Here is an 18024-nt window from a genome sequence, read left to right as displayed (position 1 = left end):
CTTTTTAATTAAATACTTGGTTAAAAATCTCAAGGGATTTAGGTTTCTTGAACCCCCCCAAATGCAATTCATAATACAACAGCAGCATATTTAAAAATGACTGACGCTGTTTTGAGTTGATTTTTATATCATGAATGGCATCAAAATTCATGCCTAACAGCTGTTTTAGTAGCGTTAAATTTTCACCTGAAACAGCGTATAAATTTGACTTTTGGGTTTCAAATAAACCATTGGTTAAATTAAAGTATGGAGCATCTATATGAGTATGATCTGGATAGAAACCAAGATATTGAGTTAAATTCAGTAGAAATAACAAATGAAAATTAGCAAACTCATCATTGATGTCAAGCCATTTTAAGGTTACTTCTAGATATTCATACAACTGAAGGTTTTGCTCTTCTTCCTTAAGAGCATTTGTTAAAACCTCAGCAAGGAACATCGCAATAGAACTCTTACATACATTGCTGTGCAAGCTACTGTATAAATAGCTCATTTTTACTTCTTTGATATATTGCAATGTTTGTTTCGGATTATACCGTTCTTCAATATCAAGTTGGCTCAGTAATTGAAAATAAACAGCTTTTGATTTCCCTCGAGTGTTCTTTAAAGCTCCAGGTAACACGTAAGACACCAAGCCTTTTTCCTTAGTAAAACATTTCGCAATAAGGTCGTGATCTCGATATCGAATTTTGGAGATAACAATCGCTTTGTTTTTATTTAGCATTTGAAAACAAATAAATCACCTCACAATAAGAAGTTTTAATACTTTCGTTTCTAGTGAGTCTAAATCTGAAATAAAAATAAGGTATACACCTGTAGATACAATATTGTTTGCTAGGTTTTTACCATTCCAGATGGCAGTTCCTCCATCAATTGCAAAATTATAATTAGCTCTTGAATTTCTTTGATTCACTCGAGACTGGGCTTCCGTTACAAGGTTTCCTTCAATATCGGTAATTTTAATGTTGACGTTTTCGGTAAGTCCGGATATTTTGATACCATTGTTTATGTCATTTAAATCGTTGGATCCCAAAATATTATATTCTGGACGTACCGGATTTGGGTAGACATAAGCTTCATCAAGTGTTTCTTCTGGTTTGGTTCCTCCAGATGAAAAGGAAAGTAATCCTCTAGAGGTAGCGATATAAACTTCACCTGAATCTTGATCGATAGCAATATCGTTGATGTTGTTGGTAGGCAAAGGAGAATTAGATGTTGTAAAGTGAAAAATGGTTTCTTGTCCGTCAGGCGAAAAGTAAAACAATCCAGAATCTGCCGTTCCAACCCATTTATTATTTGAACCATCAACAGCAATAGCCGTTACTAGTTGATTTGAAAGAAGTTCTTTAGGAATCCCATCTTCTAAAATCACAATATTATTGACCGTTCCATTATTGAAGAAATTGGCTGGACTAAATAAAATTCTCAAACCTTTTTCAGTACCAATCCAAAGCTGGCCATTATTATCTAATGCCAAAGATTTTACATAAGTAGAAGGGAAATTTTCTTCTTCAGTATTAGCAAAATCAAGTTCTACATTAGCCGAATTATTGTTAAATCCTACAAGTCCGAAGGAAAAACTACCCGTGAAAATGGATTGCTGGTTGTCAATAACCAATGAAGAAAAACCAATGTTTGTACTTGGTGGCGGAATAGGAATAATAGATGTAAAATCAAAGGATTCCCACTGACCGTTTTCAAACTTATTTAGAGGTCTTTGCGTACGACAATTCATTGCCCATAGTACTCCGTTTCGATCAAATTTATTTACTGTTACAAAGGCGACATTACCATTAAATCTTGTAAGCGTACTATTCTCTTCATTGTAAAGGATAGTAGGTTCCTCATTATTGAATTCAATGATTCCCGACCAATGTGATGTGATAAAGACCTGTTCAGAATCAAAAGGATTTATGGCTATATCAGATAAATAGAAAGGGTTGTTTATAACATTTTCAATGCTTTCATATTTAATATTTCGCCACTCACCATCAATAAACCGACTAACACCTGTCTTTCTAATACCTCCTGCAGGATTGAACGTTCTTGAATAACCACCGAACACAGCCCATAAATCACTAGGATTTGTTTCAATTGCAAATACATTGTTGTTTAGTGGTCCTTCAGGATGGATTTCAGTAAAATTAAAGATATCGTTATTGGTTATTTTCATGACACCAAGTCCTGCAGTACCATCATTAACGATTCCTTTTGTACCGATGTAAATCTCATTCTGACCATAGGTCATCCCACAGGTAAACGTTACACCAGAATCTGGCGTATTATCTAAGCTATTGGTTAAATTAAATTGACTATCGAAAATGTACAGCTTCTCGGCTGTAGTAATAACTAAGTCTGAACCAACAGTTCTCATATCTTGTGTCGCCATAGGAAACTGGAAAATTTGAACTCCAGGATTCGCTAGAATATCAAAAACCCCTCGGTTTGCTGCTATTCCATATATCTTATCCTCAATATTCTCAATATCAAAAAAATTACCACCTCTAACCGACTCCCATTGATTAAAGTCTATCAAATTTGGATTGGATAAATCTGCTTTTTTTATGCCATTACTATCCCTACAAGCTGCATAAATAAATCCGTCATAGACCGTAGTTTGACTGATGATAATTTGTGAACCTCCATTACCTATAAAATAAGTGTCGCCAAATTCCAAACGGTCTAAATCGTATACGGAAATACCAAAATCGGTAGAAATGTAAAGTAGCTCCTCATGCTGATAAAAGTTATTGATTCTTTTATTGTTTGGTGGAATAGTTACCTTGTTTAAAATATCGATGACCGTTAATACCTCATCATCGCTTAACACAATATCTATCAATCCATTTGTGTATCCAACAACCAGCACGTCGTTAGTATTACTGTAGAAAATTGTAGAAATATCTTCTCCAGACAATCCGTTTATCGTACTAATTTTATTGATTTCGTTAGTGGTATAGTTAAAGGTAAACACTGCATTTTCAGAAGCCGCATACAAAACCTCATCACTAGTTGAAAAATCAATGATGTTTAAATAAGAGAAATGTTCTTTCCACAAATTTGAGAAATCCTGTGCAAACGAAACTAAAGAGAAAAATAATAGAACTATTATTGATAGAGGCTTCTTCATAACATTAAAAACCAAATATATTTATTAGTAACGACATTATTTCAATATTTATATATAAACTCATAAAAAAAGCCCTCAGAGTTTGAGGGCTTTTTTCTATTTACATTCTTGTTTATACAACTCCTTGAGCTAACATGGCATCTGCAACCTTAACAAATCCAGCAATATTGGCTCCTTTAACATAATCAACATAACCATCCTCTTGTTTTCCGTATGTAACACAAGATTCATGAATATCATCCATGATGCCATGAAGTTTTTGGTCTACTTCTTCACGGGTCCAATTCAAACGAAGAGAATTCTGGCTCATCTCCAAACCTGAGGTGGCCACACCTCCTGCATTAGAAGCTTTTCCTGGGGAAAACAATACTTTTGCATCTTGAAATGCAGCAATAGCTTCAGGTGTCGTCGGCATATTTGCGCCTTCTGCAACGGCAATGACGTTATTTGAAATCAATGCCTTGGCCTCTTCTTCATTCAATTCGTTTTGAGTGGCACAAGGTAAAGCGATATCACAGTTTTCAGACCAAGGTCTTTTGCCTTCATGATACGTAGCCGATGGATAAGTATCAACATATTCTTTTATTCTACCGCGTTTCACATTTTTAAGATCCATGATAAATGCTAATTTATCGGCATCAATACCATCGGTATCGTGGATATAGCCTCCTGAATCAGACATGGTAACGACTTTTCCTCCTAGTTGAGTCGCTTTTTCACATGCAAACTGTGCTACATTTCCAGAACCCGATATAACAACGGTTTTATCTTTCATAGAATCGCCTTTTGTTTTGAGCATATTCTGTGCAAAGTACACACAACCATAACCCGTTGCTTCAGGTCTAATTAAAGATCCTCCGTAAGAGATTCCTTTTCCGGTAAGAACTCCAGTAAATTCATTTTGAAGTCTTTTGTATTGTCCAAACATGTAACCTATTTCACGACCTCCTACACCAATATCTCCTGCTGGTACGTCTGTATTCGGACCAATATGCCTAAATAATTCAGACATAAATGACTGGCAAAAACGCATGACTTCATTGTCACTTTTCCCTTTTGGATTAAAGTCTGAACCTCCTTTACCTCCACCCATTGGCAAGGTTGTTAAAGAGTTTTTGAAAACCTGTTCAAACCCTAAAAACTTTAATATACTCAGGTTAACCGACGGATGGAAACGCAGTCCTCCTTTATAAGGTCCGATTGCAGAATTAAATTCAATTCGATAACCTCTATTGACCTGTGTATTGCCTTCATCGTCAATCCAAGGCACTCTAAAAATAATCGTGCGTTCTGGCTCAACCATACGCTCCAATAACATTTTCCCTTGATACTTTGGATTCTCTTCAATAAAGGGAATTACTGTTTCAGCAACTTCGTGAACAGCTTGTAAAAACTCGGTTTCATGACCGTTTTTTTCTTTCACAAGATTTAAAAAAGCTTCTATTTTTTCTTTCATCAATTATATAATTAATAAACAATATTAAATTTTGTTGTGCAAAGATACATTATCTATAATTTTAATGGTGATTTTTTTTGATATTCTCAATAGATTAATTCTGAAAATATGATTTGAATATAAAAAAACGATTTGCTCATTTACTTTTATTTGGTAGTTAGACCAGTTTTCATATATTTGTTTTCAAATGCTCCCTTTGTAAATTGGAACCTATGACGCTTAATTTTAAACGATTATCATTCATTTTCATGTTTTTTTTGGGTATGAATGGAATGTTTGCGCAACTCGGATTTTCTCATGAAATTGGCGTTATTGCAGGCCCAGTTGCATTTCAATCAGATTTTGGTGTTCGAAATGATTTCGAAACAAATGCCGGAAACACTGGTATTGGTATTGGTATTGTTCACTACATAAACTTCTCATATAGAGCAGATTGTAACTGTTATTCTACAGACACCTATTTTAACGATCATTTTAAGTTGAGAAATGAAATCTCTTGGAATAGAACTAAATTGAATCATTTTGGAGAATGGGTGGACCGCGCTTCTTCTAATATAGAATACGAGAAATTGCGCCAACATTCTGGTATCGCCAGTAATTTTGATATTGGAACTCAAATTGAATTCTTCCCTAAAAGTATTCGATCTTTTCAAGCTTTTAGTTATTCATTTGCGCCTTTTATTAGTCTTGGTGTTCATTTCACATCTTATAATCCTACCGTTGAAACCACTTTTGGAGATGGTAATATCAATAATATGAACAATTTTTTTCAGCCATGGGTTACTGCGGCTGTTCCCAATACTAATGAAGATCCATTTCTTTTCAATGGAAGTGGCACTGCCTGGTCAATTGTTGGAAGTATTGGTACACGTTACAAGTTAACTGTTATTTCAGACCTAATGATAGACCTTAGATGGCAACATTTCTTTAATAACGATGTAGATGGCTTAGACCATAATCTAGATTCCAACAAAGCAAACGATTGGCTGGTATGGTTGAACTTTGGATACATCTACTATCTAGACTAAAAAAAATTTATATAAACAAAAAAGACCAAGTTTCACACTTGGTCTTTTTTGTTTTAATAACACAGATAAAATTATCCTATGGCTTGCTTCAGATCTGCTATAAGATCGTCCATATCTTCAATACCTACACTTAATCGAATCAAGGAATCAACAACACCTGTTTTCTCTCGTTCTTCCTTAGGAATACTAGCATGTGTCATACTTGCAGGATGACCAGCTAAGGATTCGACACCTCCAAGAGATTCAGCTAAAGTGAAAATTTTTAGTTTTTCAACAATTTTAATGGCTTCATTGTAATTATTGCCTTTGGTAGTGAAAGACACCATTCCGCCAAAATCATTCATTTGATCTTTAGCTATATCATGATTTGGATGACTTTCCAATCCTGGCCAATACACCTTTTCTATTTTTGGATGGTTCGCTAAATATTCGGCAACCGCTTTTCCATTTTCACAATGGCGTTGCATTCTAACATGCAAGGTCTTGATACCTCGTAAGGCCAAGAAACTATCCTGTGGTCCACATACTGCACCACTAGCATTTTGAATAAAATATAAACGATCTGCTAAAGCTTTGTCTTTCACTACAAGAGCTCCCATAACCAAGTCGCTATGGCCACCAATATATTTAGTTGCAGAATGCATCACGATATCAGCACCTAAATTGAGAGGTTGTTGCAAATAAGGCGTTGCAAACGTATTGTCGACTGCTAAAAGTAAATTGTGTTTTTTAGCAATAGCTGACGTTGATTTGATATCAATGATATTCATCATTGGATTTGTTGGTGTTTCCACCCAAATCAATTTTGTATTGGAGTTTATATAGTTTTCAATATTAGAAGCATTCTCCATACCCACAAAATGAAACTTGATTCCAAAGCCTTCAAAAACTGAAGTGAATAATCGATAGGTACCACCATATAAATCGTTGGTAGAGATTACCTCATCTCCAGGCTTTAATAATTTCATAATAGCATCAATAGCAGCTAAACCTGAACCAAAAGCCAATCCGAAATTTCCATTTTCAATGCTAGCAAAAGCATTCTCCAAAGCGTTTCGAGTCGGATTATGAGTTCTTGAGTACTCATATCCTTTGTGACCACCTGGAGTGGATTGTGCATAGGTTGATGTTTGATAAATTGGAGGCATCACCGAACCGTAAGCCGGATCATGTTCTTGACCTCCATGTATGGTTTTTGTGTTGAATTTCATAAAAATGATTTTTTCAAGGAGCTTCTCTGTTTTTTTTGGAAAAAGACTCCTTTTATAATTTAAACATGAACAACAAATTTAAGGTTAAATTCGTTGGATTCAAATGTAAGCATTACCTTTAATGTATGTTTAACAAAAGCTGTTTACTTTGAAAAAACTACTTCTTTTATTAGCATTGTTGTCATTTGTGTATTCATGTGAAGAAGATGTCAAACTTGTGTTTTCTGAAGACCTCATTGAGACTTCAGAAGCTGCAGATATTTCTATTAACATCCCAAAAGCAGAAGGTTCAAGTGAGGTGGCAAACCGTATCAACCTGAAGCTTTACGAACATATTGTCAATCAAAGCCATCTAAGTGAAGATACATCAGAACAATCTTCATTGGATGTTGCTATCAAACAATTCAATGCTGAGTATTCAAAGTTTAAAAAAGATTTTCCGGATTCATCCCAACAATGGGAATATTTTGTAGATGGAGAAGTTACTTACCGTTCCGAAGTACTTGTATGTATTGCCATAAACTCTTACCTAGACACTGGTGGTGCACATGGCAATACCAATGTAACCTTTTTCAATTTTAATCCTGAAACAGGTGAACTATACAATATGGATGACATTATTAATGATCGTAAAGCACTTTCAGAAGTTGTTGAACAAAAGCTCAACGAAAATTTAAAGTCGAAAGCTGAAAGCGATTCCATGGAAGATTATTTCTTCGGAAAGGATTTTCAGCTGCCTGAGACTATTGGCTTTAGTGATGAAGGTCTGATTATTTTGTATAATACTTATGAAATAGCCTCTTATGCTCAAGGTATTGTTGAGTTTACCATTCCGTTTTCTGAAGTTGAAACGTTTTTGAATTATAACTAATCTTGACGATTTGTAATGCGTTTTATTATTGGCTCAACAGTAAGTCCTTGACCAATGATTGAAATTACCACAATGATATAAGTCATTACCAAAAATAATTCCCTTTGCATATCTTGAGTAAGCGTTAAAGCTAAGGCAATGGAAATACCTCCTCGTAATCCTCCCCAAGTCATGATAAGGTTGGTCTTCGGAATAAATTGCAATTTTTTGGCATAAAACTTTATTGGTAACCATAGTGAAACATATCTACTCAATAACACTAATGGTACAGCAATCAATCCTGCAATGATATAGTTAAGCTCAAAAGTCAAGACCAGCATTTCCATACCAATCATGATAAATAGCATCGCATTTAGGAGGACATCAACCAACTCCCAAAATTTATCGACATATGCTTCAGTAACCTCAGACATGGCAGAACTTCTAACGGTATCATGACCCACAATCAATCCTGCAGTAACCATCGCCAAAGGAGCAGACATGTGTAATTTATGTGCCAGAAGACTTCCACCCATAACAGTGGCCAATGTGATGATAACTTCAACTTCATAATTATCAATAGATCGCATCAGTTTATAAGTGATATAACCCAAAAGCAATCCCAAACCGATACCTCCTAAAACCTCAACCCCAAATAATTTCAAGATTTCAGAAACCTCCACGTCTACATTTGGCGCTTTGGCAATTGAAAAAACGGTCAAGAACACAACCACTCCAACACCATCATTAAACAACGACTCACCGACAATCTTGGCTTCTAAATTTTTAGGTGCACCAACCTTTTTAAGTATTCCCAAAACCGCAATAGGATCTGTTGGAGATATTAAAGCGCCAAAAAGCAAACAATAAATGAAATCGACTTTATAATCAAAAGCAATAAATAGGTAATACGTTAAAACACCAACTAAAAAGGTACTGGTTATAACCCCTAATGTCGCAAAGGCAAGTACTGGTCCGCGTTGTATTTTTAATTGGTTAAAATTAGTGTGTAAGGCTCCAGCAAAAAGCAGAAAACTCAACATAATATCTAGCAATACCGTTTTAAAATCGATTTGCGAAATAAGTTCCTTTTCGCTTTGCAGCAAGGTGTCATCAAACTGACCAATAGCGACAACTACTACTGTAAAAACAATGGTTATCAACATCAATCCAATGGTAATTGGAAGTTTCAAAAACTTCACATTGATGTAGCTGAAAAGTGCTGATAAAACAATTAAAATAGATGCTATTGCAAAATAATCCATAACCTAATTTTTGCCTAAAAATAACCATTTTTCTTTTGAAATGCATTTACTTTGCAACTCTAACCAGAAGCTTATGAAGGCATTTTTTTATCTCAAAACCTGTTCAACTTGTAAACGCATCTTAGACACCTTAGATCTTCCAAAGACAATAGAATTAAGGGAAATTAAATCGAAGCCAATAACTGAATCTGAATTAGAACAACTTCAATCGCTTACAGGTTCTTATGAGGCATTATTTAGCAAACGTGCACAATTATACAAGTCTGAAGGCTTGAAGGATAAAAATCTAACTGAAGCCGATTTCAAACACTATATTTTACAACATTACACCTTCTTAAAGCGTCCCGTTCTTGTGCATAATGGCCATATTTTTATTGGTAACAGTGTCAAAACAGTAGATGCTGCCAAGGAATATATCTCAACTATATGAGTACCCGACAATATGCTATTATAGCATTGTTTATAGTTCAGCTATTGTATGGCATGAACTATACGTTTGCCAAATCTGTCATTAATGAAGGTTTTGTTACCTCTTTTAGTTTGGTTTTTCTACGTGTTGTTGGAGCTACAATTTTATTTTGGATTTTTGGACTCTTTCAAAAACAAGAAAAAATAGCATTAAAGGATTATTTCACATTTTTCTTAGCTGCTATTTTTGGTGTTGTTGTGAATATGCTTTTATTTCTTAAAGGTTTGGAACTAACCACTCCAATTCATGCGGCAGTTATCGTTACCATTACACCAATTATCATTTTAATTCTATCATCGGTTTTACTATCGGAAAAAATTACCAAGATGAAAGCCTTTGGTGTTTTTCTAGGATTTTGTGGTGGTGTTTTACTCACTGTTTTAGGAAAATCAACTAGAGTTGGTGATAATGTAGCCTTAGGAAACCTGTTCATTTTCATCAATGCAATTTCCTATAGTATTTACATTATTATCATCAAAAAATTAACGGCAAAATACCATCCTTTTACCTTTATCAAATGGTTATTCTTGTTTGGTTCGATTTTGATATTACCATTTTGCTACACAGATACTACACAAATAGAATGGCATGATTTTACTTCCTATGCATGGTTTTCAGTTTTGTTCGTGGTGATTGGTGCCACCTTCGGAACCTATTTATTGAATCCTTTGGCATTAAAATCACTAAGAGCATCAACCGTTGGTGTGTTTATTTATTTACAACCTGTTATTGCTGGACTTTTTGCAATTGCAATGGGTGTTGATGCTGTAAGTCCGGTAAAGCTGATTGCTATGGTCATGATTTTTTCTGGTGTGTATTTAGTGACCAAAAAACCAAAAGTATCAGCTTAAATCTTTTGGATATTTTCCTGAAGCACGCATATCCTCTTTAGTCAACATCTTGAAATCATCCGTTTTAGGAAGTGTATCAATAACCTTTAATAGTTTTTCTGGTAAAGCAGTCAGACGTCTTGTCTTTAAATCCATCCAAGCACCAGACATATCACAGGTAAGTAAATGCTGCCCTTTTTGGTTATAGAAATTATGTTCAAATCTGAAAAACATACCATCTTCACTCCAGCCAGAAACGGCAAGTGATACGGTTACCTTTTGACCTAAGAATGACTCCTTAAAATAAAAAATCTGTTCAGAAAACACAACTGGACCAATTCCAAAACCTATCAATTCCTTTAGTGAAAATCCATTTTCATCCAAAAACCCAACTCGCGTATGGCTCATAAAGTTAACGTAAGCTGAATTCGCCAAATGTCCATTGGCATCAACATCACTCCAACGGATTTCAAAATCTTTTTTGTACATGCCATTAAATTTAAGGTGTAAAGTTATGATTTTCCTTACCTTTGTTCAACTTTTTAAAATTCGTTCATGATACAGTCAATGACAGGATACGGAAAGTCTGTAATTCAGCTTCCTACCAAAAAAATATCAATCGAAATCAAGTCGCTCAATAGCAAAAATTTAGATATCAATGCAAGAATGCCGTCATTGTATCGCGAGAAGGAGCTCAATATTAGAAAACTTATTGCCTCTAAATTAATAAGGGGAAAGGTTGATTTTTCATTGTATATGGAAATTACAGGTGAGGAAACCTCAACAGAAATCAATAAAACTGTTGTGAGGCAATACATAAAACAACTTAAGGAAGTTGTTGATGGAGACGATACCGAAATGTTGAAAATGGCCATTCGATTGCCAGATGCAGTAACAACAGAGCGTGATGATATTGACGAAGATGAATGGAAGCAAATTTCCGAAGCCATTGATGATACTCTGGAAAAAATCCATGAATACAGACTTGATGAAGGGAAAACCTTAGAAAACGATTTTGTTGAAAGAGTAAAAAACATCACTTCACTATTAGACCAAGTGATTGCTATGGATCCGGAACGTATAGAAGGTGTTCGTGAACGTTTGAATAAAGGCATTGCTGACATCAAGGAAAAGGTAGATGAAAATCGCTTTGAGCAAGAACTGGTTTACTACATTGAAAAGTTTGACATTACGGAAGAAAAAGTACGTTTGAATAATCACTTGGATTATTTCCTTAAAGCCTTGAAATCAAACGATTCCAACGGAAAGAAATTAGGATTTATCGCCCAGGAAATGGGTCGTGAAATCAATACCATTGGTTCAAAATCTAATTATGCACCAATGCAAAAGCTTGTCGTACAGATGAAAGATGAGTTGGAAAAAATTAAGGAACAGTTATTGAATGTACTTTAAAAATTAAATCTCTTGAAAGACGACAACACACAAAAAAAAGGGAAGCTCATCGTATTTTCAGCACCATCAGGTTCTGGAAAAACAACCATTGTAAGGCACCTTTTAAAGCAGAAAGAACTCAATTTAGAATTTTCCATTTCGGCAACTTCTAGGGAAAAACGCGGACAAGAAGTGCATGGAAAGGACTACTATTTTTTAGATCTAAAGGAATTCAAAAATAAGATTAAGAATAATGAGTTTCTAGAGTGGGAAGAAGTCTATCGGGATAATTTTTATGGTACTCTTAAAACTGAAGTTGAGCGTATTTGGGCTAAGGGTAAACATGTTATTTTCGATATAGACGTGTCTGGTGGCTTGCGAATCAAGAAAAAATTTCCAGAGGAGACCTTAGCCATTTTTGTAAAACCTCCAGATTTAAACGAATTGATCATTCGACTTAAGGAACGAGGTGAGGAAAGTCCAGAAAAAATCAGCATGCGCGTAGCCAAAGCTCCTGCAGAATTAGCTACTGCACCTTTATTTGACGAAATCGTATTGAATAAGGATTTGGATAAGGCCTTGAAAGATGCCTATAATTTGGTTTCAAATTTCATTAATTCCTAGACTATGAAAATTGGTTTGTACTTTGGAACTTTCAATCCTATTCATATAGGACATTTGACCATTGCAAATCATTTGGCAGAATATAGTGATTTGGATAAAGTATGGTTTGTTGTGACACCTCATAATCCGTTCAAAAAAAAGAAAACACTTTTAGATGATCGCCAACGTTATGAAATGGTGTATCGTGCTACTGAGGACTATAGCAAATTAGAACCTAGCGATATTGAATTCCATTTGCCACAGCCTAATTACACCATCAATACTTTGGTTCATTTACAGGAAAAATATCCGCAACATGAGTTTGCATTGATCATGGGTGAAGACAACCTAAAAAGTTTTCATAAGTGGAAAAACTACCAGCTAATTTTAGATGACTATGACCTCTATGTTTATCCTCGGATTTCAGAAGGAGAAATAGATTCCCAATTCAACACGCATCCTAAGATTCATCGGGTTGACGCTCCTATAATGGAATTGTCTTCCACCTTTATCAGACAATCTATAAAAGATGGTAAAAACGTACGACCAATGCTCCCAGAACACGTGTGGGAATATTTGGATGAAATGAATTTTTATAGATAATGGTTAGTAAGGTCCATTCCCTCCATTGTTCTCTTGACAATCTGACAAATAAGATTCAACATACATTGCCCATCCGTTTCCATCAAACTGAGAACCATCAGCCCAAGCTGTTTCTCCTCCAGAAGGCCCTACAACCTCAGCATGTGCTGCAAAGCAATAGTGATCGTCTAAACCTTCAAGGCTCACCATATAAACAACTTCGTAAGGTCCATAAGAGTACGGCTCTGTATATTCAAAATGACCAACTTTAGGATTTCCTGAACCTGTTAAAGGTGCCCAATTCTCATCACAATTTCCAATGCTTAAATGCGTTGTGCCTATTTCCCAATCGCCATTACTTGAATAAGTTATGATTAAGTAATCACCTTCAATATCGACGGTTACCAAACCTGCTTCATGATGTTGACCAGCCACTAGTGTGGTTTCAAAACAATGAACATCATCATTTGATGTAAATGTGGTTTCTGATTGTGCAGCAAGCTTGACGTCATTTCTACGTCGTTCCAAATTAGCTTGATCTTCATTTAAGGGTTCGTTTGAACATCCGAAAAGGAAACTGATTGCCATAACACTAAGTAGTAGGTTAAAATGTCTCATAATTATTTGTTTGGGTTATTACCTGAAAACTACAAAAAACCGATTATAAGGTTAAATTTATTAGACCAAATACATATAATTTTCACATTTATATGAATTTTCTTACTTTGAATGGGTTTTCATCTAGAAGTGGTAAAAGGCGTTTTGTAAATGTTCAATTTCGATTGTCTTATCTGAATTGATAATTGCGATGATATCAAAGCGAACTTCAGCATCTATATGTTCACAAACAACATAATTATCCATGGCTTTAACGATTCGCTGAATTTGCTTTGGCTTTAAAAAATCTTGAGGATCACCAAACGCTTTGGTCGATCGTGTTTTCACTTCAACCGCGACAATCACATCATCCTTTTGTGCAATGATATCAACTTCTGCCTTTTGGAATATATAATTGCGTTCTAGAATCGTGTAACCATTTTCAAGTAAAAAGGTTGCAGCTAAGTCTTCTCCTTTATTTCCAAAGTCTTTGGTTGTTTTCATTTAGCCTATTTACTCATAGACAATTGTAGATTTGTCTTTTGTAACCTTTAATTGAATTCTTTTTCCCAGTATCATAGCACGATTATCGTCTTCGTGACCTGCAGGCATATTAAAGGCTATGGGAAAATCATAATCGGCCAACGCATCTAAAATCAATTGCTCCACAGAAGTTCCCCAAAGTGTGGTATTCTTTCTCAACTTTGTCATATCTCCAACAATTACCCCTTTGCACTGATCAAAATAACCTGCTCGCTTTAAACTTTGCAACATACGGTCGATATGATATTTGTATTCTCCTATTTCTTCAATAAACAAGATTTTTCCAGAAACATCAATACTGGTTTTAGAACCCAGCATGGTATGGAGCATGGTAAGATTTCCTCCAACTAATTGCCCACTGGCTTCCCCTACTCTATTATATTTAGAACCTTTTAAGGTATAATTCACAGGTGTTCCGAAAATAACAGACTTAAACGTTTCAACAGATTCTTCAATCTCACTTAAATCTTCAGTTAAGCTCACACACATCAAGGCATGAATGGATTGCACGCCTTGATTATGGATTTCATTCAGCAAAGCAGTAATATCACTATAACCAATAACCCATTTAGGATTCTTTTTAAACGTTGTGAAATCTAATTTATCTAGAATACGAACCGTTCCATAACCTCCTCTGGCACACCAAATGGCTTTAACCTTTGGATCATCTAAGGCTTTTTGAAAATCTTCACAACGCTCATCATCAGTACCAGCAAAATGATCTGCTTGACTAAACACATGCTTGCCAACCTGAGCATGCAAACCCCAACTTTTTAATAAATCGACCGCTTGTTGAACTTCATCATTACGGTTTTTTAATATTCCTGAAGGTGCTACAATAGCAACCGTATCTCCTGCTTGTAAGTAAGGTGGTTGTTTCAAATCAGATAGTATTTTTGTATGTATCGTGTCTTGTGCATTGACTTTTATTAAGCAAAAACAGATGAAAATCAATACGAAAGCATAGGTGTTTTTGGACATATTGTAAAAGTACATTTTTTTCACAAGTTTGAATTCTCTGAATTACTGAAAGATATTAAATTAAAACAAGATGACTATCCGTTTCAAAATCGCTTTCAAAATCCGTATTTTTGTAGCTTGTTAATTACGACTAAATGGCAAAACGATATACAATTACTGCGGCTTTACCATACACCAATGGTCCCATTCATATTGGTCACTTGGCTGGCGTTTATGTGCCTGCTGATATTTACGCACGATTTAAACGATTAACCGGAAATGATGTGGCTTTTATCTGCGGAAGTGATGAACACGGTGTTCCGATTACAATCAAAGCTAAAAAGGAAGGTGTCACACCTCAGGATATCGTTAATAAATATCATGCCATTATCAAACAATCTTTTGAAGATTTCGGAATTTCATTCGATAACTATTCACGTACCTCAGCAAAAATTCATCATGATACAGCATCTGAGTTTTTCAAAACGCTTTACGATAAGCATGAGTTTGTTGAGGAAACCACTGAACAACTTTACGATGAAGAAGCTAATCAGTTTTTAGCCGATCGCTTTGTAACTGGAACCTGCCCAAAATGCGGAAACGAAGAAGCTTATGGTGATCAGTGTGAAAGCTGTGGCTCGAGTTTGAATGCCACCGAATTGATCAATCCAAAATCGGCCATTACTGGAAATGTGCCGACACTCAAAGAAACCAAACACTGGTTCTTACCGCTGAACAAGCATGAGAGTTTTTTAAGGGAATGGATTCTAAAAGGGCATAAAAAAGATTGGAAGCCTAATGTTTACGGACAAGTAAAATCGTGGTTGGATGATGGTTTACGTCCGCGCGCTGTGACTCGTGATTTAGATTGGGGAATTCCGGTTCCAGTTCCTGGTGGTGAAGGCAAAGTGTTGTATGTGTGGTTTGATGCTCCTATTGGTTACATTTCAGCAACCAAGGAATGGGCAGAACAAACAGGAAAGGATTGGGAACCCTATTGGAAAGACAAAGACACCAAATTATTGCATTTTATTGGGAAGGATAATATTGTATTTCATTGTATTATTTTTCCATCAATGTTAAAAGCTGAAGGCTCTTATATTTTGCCAGATAATGTACCTGCCAACGAATTTTTGAACTTGGAAGGTAACAAATTGTCTACCTCTAAAAATTGGGCTGTTTGGTTGCCTGATTATCTGAACGATTTTCCAAATCAGCAAGACGTGTTACGATATGCTTTAACTGCTAATGCTCCTGAAACAAAGGACAATGATTTTACTTGGAAGGATTTTCAAGCACGCAACAACAATGAATTGGTGGCTATCTTCGGAAACTTTATCAATCGTGTGGTTGTACTCACGAATAAATATTATGATGGAATCGTTCCTGAAGCTTCCGATTACACGGAAACAGATTCGGAAACCTTAGCGGCTGTAAAAGCCTATCCATCGGTTATTGAAAGTTCCATTGAACGCTATCGCTTCAGAGAGGCAAGTCAGGAATTGATGAACTTAGCGCGATTAGGTAATAAGTATTTAGCAGATGAAGAACCTTGGAAATTGGTTAAAACCGATGAATCCAGAACAAAAACCATCATGTTTGTAGCGCTTCAAATTGCAAGTGCATTGGCAACATTAAGCGAACCGTTCTTGCCATTCACTTCAGAAAAACTCAAACGAATTTTAAATTCCAACACCAATTCTTGGAGTGATATTTCTTCAAAAGACGTTCTAATTCCATCAGGACATCAAATTGGTAAGAGTGAATTGCTGTTTTCCAAAATAGAAGATCAAACCATTCAAGAACAATTAGATAAATTGGAAGCCAATAAAAAAGCTAATGAAGCTGCCAATAAAACGGTCGAGCCTCAAAAAGATATCATAACTTTTGATGATTTTACAAAACTAGATCTCCGTGTAGGAACTATTCTAGAAGCTGAAAAGATGCCAAAAGCTAAAAAGCTTTTGGTATTAAAAGTCGATACTGGAATTGATATCCGAACGATTGTATCTGGTATTGCAGAAAGCTTTACTCCAGAGGAAATCATTGGCAAACAAGTCACCGTTTTGGTCAATTTAGCGCCTAGAGCACTTCGCGGTGTGGAGAGCGAAGGTATGGTTTTAATGACTGAAACCGCAGACGGCAAATTAGTATTTGTCAATCCTGATACTGTAGTTAAAAACGGATTACAGATTAGTTAAATGCTAAAAATAGCATACCATCCCATTTACAAACATCCATTACCTGAAGGGCATCGGTTTCCTATGTTGAAGTATGAACTGTTGCCAAAACAACTTTTACATGAAGGCACATGTGTTGAAGATAATTTTTTTGAACCTTCTATTCCTAATGACCAACATATTCTTAGAGTTCACACAAAGGATTATTATCAAGAATTAAAAACACTGACCTTAGATAAACGTGCTGCTCGAAAAATTGGTTTCCCTCTTAGTAATGTTCTAGTAGAACGTGAAATCATCATTGCTGATGGCACTATTAAAGCCAGTGAGTTTGCGCTACGACATGGTATAGCCATGAACATTGCTGGAGGCACACATCATGCTTACACCAATCGTGGTGAAGCGTTTTGTTTGTTAAATGATCAAGCCATTGGAGCGAGATATCTTCAGCATAAAAAACTGGCTGATAAAATTCTCATAGTAGATTTAGATGTTCATCAAGGTAATGGTACTGCCGAAATATTTCAAAACGACCCTTCTGTTTTTACATTTTCCATGCACGGAAAGGCTAATTATCCCTTTAAAAAAGAGACAAGTGATTTAGATATTGCTTTGGAAACCAATACGGAAGATGAGGAGTATCTTGACATCCTTCAGAAAACCTTACCAAGATTAATCAAAGAAACACAACCCGACTTTGTATATTATCTATGCGGTGTCGATATCATTGCTTCAGATAAATTAGGAAAATTAGCACTGACTATTGACGGTTGTAAAGCTCGAGACGAATTTGTTTTAAACACATGCAAATCCAAAAACATACCTATCATGTGCAGTATGGGAGGTGGTTACAGTCCAGAGATCAAAACCATTGTAGAAGCTCATGCCAATACGTTTCGTTTGGCACAAAACCTATTTTTCTAAAGAC

At 35.5% G+C, this 18024-nt stretch carries 18 protein-coding genes; 9 read left to right on the top strand and 9 right to left on the bottom strand.

What is annotated here, in order from left to right:
- Window positions 1–4: 4 nt before the first annotated feature.
- From recO to gdhA, 3 genes are all read right to left on the bottom strand, one after another.
- Complete coding sequence (recO, locus tag AB9K26_RS13720) at window positions 5–724, bottom strand: DNA repair protein RecO (RefSeq protein WP_369973135.1); 720 nt, start codon at window positions 722–724, stop codon at window positions 5–7.
- 15 nt (window positions 725–739) lie between these two features.
- On the bottom strand, window positions 740–3130 hold the full coding sequence (locus tag AB9K26_RS13715) for a two-component regulator propeller domain-containing protein (protein WP_369973134.1): 2391 nt from the start codon (window positions 3128–3130) through the stop codon (window positions 740–742).
- Window positions 3131–3242: 112 nt separating this feature from the next.
- Window positions 3243–4586 carry an NADP-specific glutamate dehydrogenase gene (gene gdhA / locus AB9K26_RS13710; protein WP_369973133.1) on the bottom strand — a complete coding sequence of 448 codons (1344 nt, stop codon included), beginning with the start codon at window positions 4584–4586 and terminating at the stop codon, window positions 3243–3245.
- A gap of 212 nt (window positions 4587–4798) precedes the next feature.
- Here gdhA and AB9K26_RS13705 point away from each other — a divergent pair, with 212 nt between their 5' ends.
- The gene (locus AB9K26_RS13705) at window positions 4799–5614 is read left to right on the top strand and encodes a glutamate dehydrogenase (protein WP_369973132.1); all 816 of its coding nucleotides are present in this window, start codon (window positions 4799–4801) and stop codon (window positions 5612–5614) included.
- Between the two features lie 71 nt (window positions 5615–5685).
- Here the strand turns inward: AB9K26_RS13705 and AB9K26_RS13700 are convergent, their stop codons facing one another.
- Window positions 5686–6825 (bottom strand): cystathionine gamma-synthase, encoded by a 1140-nt coding sequence (locus AB9K26_RS13700; RefSeq protein WP_369973131.1) that lies wholly within the window; start codon window positions 6823–6825, stop codon window positions 5686–5688.
- A gap of 148 nt (window positions 6826–6973) precedes the next feature.
- Between AB9K26_RS13700 and AB9K26_RS13695 the strand changes: the two genes are divergently transcribed.
- Window positions 6974–7696, top strand: coding sequence for a DUF3298 domain-containing protein (locus AB9K26_RS13695; RefSeq protein WP_369973130.1), 723 nt, complete (start codon window positions 6974–6976; stop codon window positions 7694–7696).
- Here the strand turns inward: AB9K26_RS13695 and AB9K26_RS13690 are convergent.
- Complete coding sequence (locus tag AB9K26_RS13690; protein WP_369973129.1) at window positions 7693–8940, bottom strand: cation:proton antiporter; 1248 nt, start codon at window positions 8938–8940, stop codon at window positions 7693–7695. The two genes, AB9K26_RS13695 and AB9K26_RS13690, sit on opposite strands and share 4 nt — an antisense overlap.
- A gap of 73 nt (window positions 8941–9013) precedes the next feature.
- Here AB9K26_RS13690 and AB9K26_RS13685 point away from each other — a divergent pair, with 73 nt between their 5' ends.
- Both AB9K26_RS13685 and AB9K26_RS13680 read left to right on the top strand, forming a co-directional pair.
- The gene (locus AB9K26_RS13685; RefSeq protein ID WP_369973128.1) at window positions 9014–9370 is read left to right on the top strand and encodes an arsenate reductase family protein; all 357 of its coding nucleotides are present in this window, start codon (window positions 9014–9016) and stop codon (window positions 9368–9370) included.
- Entirely contained in the window at window positions 9367–10260 is an 894-nt protein-coding gene (locus AB9K26_RS13680; RefSeq protein WP_369973127.1) for a DMT family transporter, read from the top strand. The genes AB9K26_RS13685 and AB9K26_RS13680 overlap by 4 nt, the downstream gene beginning before the upstream one ends.
- Here AB9K26_RS13680 and AB9K26_RS13675 read toward each other — a convergent pair.
- Window positions 10252–10728 carry an acyl-CoA thioesterase gene (locus tag AB9K26_RS13675; protein WP_369973126.1) on the bottom strand — a complete coding sequence of 159 codons (477 nt, stop codon included), beginning with the start codon at window positions 10726–10728 and terminating at the stop codon, window positions 10252–10254. The genes AB9K26_RS13680 and AB9K26_RS13675 overlap by 9 nt on opposite strands.
- A gap of 66 nt (window positions 10729–10794) precedes the next feature.
- Here AB9K26_RS13675 and AB9K26_RS13670 point away from each other — a divergent pair, with 66 nt between their 5' ends.
- The 3 genes from AB9K26_RS13670 to nadD are packed head-to-tail and all read left to right on the top strand — an operon-like array spanning window position 10795 to window position 12837.
- Entirely contained in the window at window positions 10795–11652 is an 858-nt protein-coding gene (locus AB9K26_RS13670; RefSeq protein WP_369973125.1) for a YicC/YloC family endoribonuclease, read from the top strand.
- 12 nt (window positions 11653–11664) lie between these two features.
- The gene (gene gmk / locus AB9K26_RS13665) at window positions 11665–12255 is read left to right on the top strand and encodes a guanylate kinase (RefSeq protein ID WP_369973124.1); all 591 of its coding nucleotides are present in this window, start codon (window positions 11665–11667) and stop codon (window positions 12253–12255) included.
- A 3-nt stretch (window positions 12256–12258) separates the two neighbouring features.
- Window positions 12259–12837 carry a nicotinate (nicotinamide) nucleotide adenylyltransferase gene (gene nadD, locus AB9K26_RS13660; protein ID WP_369973123.1) on the top strand — a complete coding sequence of 193 codons (579 nt, stop codon included), beginning with the start codon at window positions 12259–12261 and terminating at the stop codon, window positions 12835–12837.
- Between the two features lie 3 nt (window positions 12838–12840).
- Here the strand turns inward: nadD and AB9K26_RS13655 are convergent, their stop codons facing one another.
- The 3 genes from AB9K26_RS13655 to AB9K26_RS13645 form a co-directional block, all read right to left on the bottom strand.
- Window positions 12841–13434, bottom strand: a complete 594-nt coding sequence (locus AB9K26_RS13655; RefSeq protein WP_369973122.1) for a hypothetical protein — start codon at window positions 13432–13434, stop codon at window positions 12841–12843.
- Between the two features lie 123 nt (window positions 13435–13557).
- Window positions 13558–13917: a YraN family protein gene (locus tag AB9K26_RS13650; protein ID WP_369973121.1), complete on the bottom strand. Its 360-nt coding sequence runs from the start codon at window positions 13915–13917 to the stop codon at window positions 13558–13560.
- Between the two features lie 9 nt (window positions 13918–13926).
- A complete protein-coding gene (locus AB9K26_RS13645; protein WP_369973120.1) occupies window positions 13927–14937 on the bottom strand; it encodes an LD-carboxypeptidase in 1011 nt (336 codons plus the stop codon).
- 134 nt (window positions 14938–15071) lie between these two features.
- Between AB9K26_RS13645 and metG the strand changes: the two genes are divergently transcribed.
- Both metG and AB9K26_RS13635 read left to right on the top strand, forming a co-directional pair.
- Window positions 15072–17117, top strand: a complete 2046-nt coding sequence (gene metG / locus AB9K26_RS13640) for a methionine--tRNA ligase (protein ID WP_369973119.1) — start codon at window positions 15072–15074, stop codon at window positions 17115–17117.
- Entirely contained in the window at window positions 17118–18020 is a 903-nt protein-coding gene (locus AB9K26_RS13635; protein ID WP_369973118.1) for a histone deacetylase, read from the top strand. It abuts the gene before it with no gap.
- Window positions 18021–18024: the final 4 nt, after the last annotated feature.

This window comes from Psychroserpens sp. XS_ASV72 (genome assembly GCF_041224425.1).
Lineage (GTDB): Bacteria > Bacteroidota > Bacteroidia > Flavobacteriales > Flavobacteriaceae > Psychroserpens.
Note: the sequence above shows the minus strand (reverse complement) of the source record. Positions and strands in the feature narration are given on the sequence as shown.